General features: G+C 71.5%; 4 protein-coding genes. 3 read left to right on the top strand and 1 reads right to left on the bottom strand.

Going from position 1 to position 2569, the window contains the following annotated elements; all coding sequences use genetic code 11:
* From AOK15_RS37715 to AOK15_RS37705, 3 genes are all read left to right on the top strand, one after another.
* A partial coding sequence (locus tag AOK15_RS37715; RefSeq protein WP_167738903.1) for a fumarylacetoacetate hydrolase family protein occupies positions 1-496 on the top strand: 496 nt, incomplete at its 5' end.
* 11 nt (positions 497-507) lie between these two features.
* The gene (locus tag AOK15_RS37710; protein WP_055523269.1) at positions 508-1515 is read left to right on the top strand and encodes a zinc-dependent alcohol dehydrogenase; all 1008 of its coding nucleotides are present in this window, start codon (positions 508-510) and stop codon (positions 1513-1515) included.
* A gap of 69 nt (positions 1516-1584) precedes the next feature.
* On the top strand, positions 1585-2280 hold the full coding sequence (locus tag AOK15_RS37705; protein WP_055523267.1) for a type 1 glutamine amidotransferase domain-containing protein: 696 nt from the start codon (positions 1585-1587) through the stop codon (positions 2278-2280).
* A gap of 54 nt (positions 2281-2334) precedes the next feature.
* Here the strand turns inward: AOK15_RS37705 and AOK15_RS37700 are convergent.
* Positions 2335-2569, bottom strand: a 235-nt coding sequence (locus tag AOK15_RS37700; protein ID WP_107099609.1) for a response regulator transcription factor, incomplete at its 5' end; no start/stop codon positions are given.

Below are 2569 nucleotides of genomic sequence, written 5' to 3'. Positions count from 1 at the left end.
GACGAAGACCGACTGGGAGGTGGAGCTCGGCATCGTCATCGGCCGCCGCACCTCCTATCTGGAATCGGTCGAGGAGGCCCGTGCGGCGATCGCCGGCTATGTGGTCGTCAACGACGTCAGCGAGCGCGGCTTCCAGCTGGAGCGGGGCGGCCAGTGGGCCAAGGGCAAGTCCGCCGAGACGTTCAACCCGGCGGGCCCCTGGCTCGCCACCGCCGACGAGATCGACGACGTCCTCGCGCTCGACATGTGGCTGGACGTCAACGGGGTGCGGCGGCAGACCGGCAGCACCAAGACGATGGTCTTCGACCCGTACTTCATCGTGCACTACCTCAGCCAGTTCCTCGTCCTGGAGCCCGGCGACCTCATCAACACCGGCACCCCGCCCGGCGTCGGCATGGGCCTCACCCCGCCCACCTACCTCCGGCCCGGGGACGTGATGGAACTGGGCATCAGACACCTCGGCGTCCAACGACAGCGTGTCGTGGCGCCCAGGTGAGCCGTCGCCCCATGCGTGCCTTCGTGCTGACCGGCCCCGGCGCGTACGAGGTGCGGGAGGTGCCCTCGCCGGTGGCGGGCCCCGGCGAGGCGGTGGTCGACGTCGAACGGGTCGGCGTGTGCGGCACCGACGTGGAGTTCTTCACCGGCGAGATGGCCTACCTCCATCAGGGACACGCCGCCTACCCCCTACGGCCCGGCCATGAGTGGTGCGGACGCGTCACGGCGGTCGGGGACGGTGTCGACCCCGGCTGGATCGGCCGCCGCGTCATGGGCGACACGATGCTCGGCTGCGGCGGCTGCCGCCGCTGTCTGCGCGGGCGCCGGCATGTGTGCGAGGCGCGGCAGGAGGTCGGCATCCGCGGTGCGCGGGACGGTGCCCTGGCCGAGCGGCTCGCCGTTCCGGCGTCCTCGTTGCACGCCCTGCCCGACTCCGTCGACGCCGTCCTCGGCGCGCTCGTCGAACCGGGCGGCAACGCCCTGCGCGCCGCGCGGGCCGCCGCGCCGGGCCCCGGTGACCGTGCCCTGGTCCTGGGCCCGGGGACGATCGGTCTGCTGACCGCGATGTTCCTGCGTGCCGCCGGTGCCGAGGTCCATCTGATGGGAGCCACCGAGGGCTCCCTCGCCTTCGCCCGCGACCTGGGGTTCGAGCACGTCTGGACGGAGGACTCGGTGCCCGGCCTGCCCTTCGACGCGGTCGTGGACGCCTCGAACGCCGCCCCGCTGCCGGCGAGGGCCCTGGAACTCGTCGAGCCGGGCGGCCGCCTGGTGTACATCGGGCTGGCCGGGGAGCCCAGTCCCCTCGACAGCCGCGCCCTCGTCCTCAAGGACGTCACGGCGGTCGGCATCCTGTCCGCGTCCCCCGGTCTCGACGCCACGATCCGCGCGTACGCCGACGCGACGGTCGACCCCGGACCACTCGTCGCCGCGACCGTGGGCCTCGACGAGGTCGGCCCCGTCCTCGCCGGCCGACGCCCGGCGGGCGCGGGACCCGGACCGAAGATCCATGTCACCCCGTGAAGCGGGGTACGGCGTGGTAGGACGAAACCAACAACCTCCACGCCCCTCACGTACGACAGAAGGAAGCACATGTCCCCCACGCATCGCATCCTCGTCATCGTCACCAGCACCGGCGAGTACGAGACGGTCGGCTACCGCACCGGTCTCTGGCTGGGTGAGCTGACGCACTTCTACGACGTCGCCGAACAGGCCGGGTACGACATCACCATCGCCAGCATCGACGGCGGACCCGTGCCCCTCGACCCGGAGAGCCTCGCCCACGGCGTGCTCGGCGACCTCGGCACCGACAAGCGCTACACCGACCGCCGGTTCATGGACAAGCTCAAAAACACCATGGCCGTGTCCGAGGCCGACGCCGAGGACTACGACGCCATCTACCTCACCGGCGGCCACGGCACCATGTTCGACTTCCACCAGACCCCGGCGCTGGGCGCGCTCATCGCACGGTTCCACGACACCGGCCGGATCGTCTCGGCCGTCTGCCACGGCCCCTGCGGGCTCCTCGACGTCACCCTGAGCAGCGGCGAACCCCTGGTCAAGGGCAGGAACGTCACCGGCTTCTCCTGGCAGGAGGAAGAACTCGCCCAGCGCGCGAACGCCGTCCCCTACAGCCTGGAGGACCGGCTCAAGGAACTCGGCGCGTCCTACACCACCGCGGAGAAGCCCTTCGCCCCGCACATCGTCGAGGACGACCGCCTCATCACCGGTCAGAACCCCGGCAGCGCCAAGGGAGTCGCCGAGGCGGTGGTCCGGCGCCTGGGCTGAGGGCGCACCCCTGGCGTGTGGGCCGAGGGCGCACCCCCGGGGGCACCGGGACCGTCACAGCAGCCGGAGTTCGCGGGCGCGGCGTACCGCGTCGTTGCGGCGGTTGACGGCCAGTTTGCGGTAGGCGCTCTTGAGATGGGTCTTCACGGTGTTCACCGACACATACAGATCGGCGGCGATCTCCTCCGTCGACATCATCTCGGCGGCCCGCCGCAGAACGTCACGCTCACGTCCGCTCAGCTGCTCCACGATCACCACGGAGTCGTCGGCGGCGGGCCGCCGAGATGAT

Source organism: Streptomyces ossamyceticus (assembly GCF_001418475.1).
GTDB lineage: Bacteria > Actinomycetota > Actinomycetes > Streptomycetales > Streptomycetaceae > Streptomyces > Streptomyces ossamyceticus.
Note: the sequence above shows the minus strand (reverse complement) of the source record. Positions and strands in the feature narration are given on the sequence as shown.